The organism is Aerococcus sp. L_32, from assembly GCF_050689315.1.
The window spans coordinates 1-989 of the sequence record NZ_JBOEQF010000644.1; the positions used below are offsets into that span (position 1 = coordinate 1).

Annotated in this window: 1 protein-coding gene; it reads left to right on the forward strand. The window is 40.3% G+C overall.

The window, feature by feature from the left end; translation table 11 throughout:
• Window positions 1–395 precede the first annotated feature (395 nt).
• On the forward strand, window positions 396–989 hold a 594-nt coding region (locus ACRCJ0_RS15405; protein WP_431391068.1), incomplete at its 3' end, for an acyltransferase family protein.

A 989-nucleotide genomic window follows, 5' to 3' on the forward strand; every position in this document is an offset into this window, starting at 1 on the left:
TGGAGTGTTATGATGGTGGTTATACCCTGTATAACCGAGTCTAGCTCTATCTACTCCTAGCGTGATGAAGTTCGCTAGGAGTGGAATATATCCATAAGTCTTGTGAATAAATCAAGGCCAATTCATTTAGGTGAAAAATTGGTTCGGCATATGTGTTGTTTAACCGACAGGTGTTTGGTAGCATATATGCTTTTTTATTTTCTGAAGTGGTTGGGGCTAGGGCTCGACCACTTTTTTTGCTCTTTAGTGCGTCGTTTGTCGGCAGGGCTTTGGGAAATCTCAAAAATTGATGTTCTCATTTTCCTATACTATCGATATAATATATGTATTATAATTGCGTAAATTGTCTCGAGCATTGACAATTGCGTGCTTGGCAATTTAGAGAGGCGAAGGTAATGAAGAAAAACTATTTTACACAGTTTGATACAATTCGATTCTTAGCGATGTTAGGTATTATTTTATATCACTATCTAACTCACCGTGTTTCAGGTGGTTTCTTAGGGGTGGATATCTTTTTAGTCCTTTCAGGTTACCTAGTGACGAGTCAGATGGAAAGTAAATACCAAGTGGACATTGATGAAGGATCCTATTTTAAGAAAACTTGGGAGCGTATGGGCAAGGTATGGTGGCCCATGGTCATTATCACGATGGTTGGCCTTACCTATCTACTCTTATTTAGACAGCAACTCCTAGTAAATATAGGGATTAACCTATCCACCACCCTGTTATTCGTGAATAACTGGCAGCAGATTCTATCTGGATCGTCCTATTTCGCCAATATGTTACACCCGTCTTTGACCACTCATTATTGGTATATAGCTGTTTACATGCAGTTTATGGTCATATGGCCACTATTCTTCAAGGTTAGTCGACGTTTCACCAAGACCAAATGGCAATCCGGTTTGGTCATGCTCGCTGCCGCACTTTTGTCAGGCATCTTGATGGCGATCGTCTTCACACCCGGTGAAGATCCTTCAAGAGTTTACTAT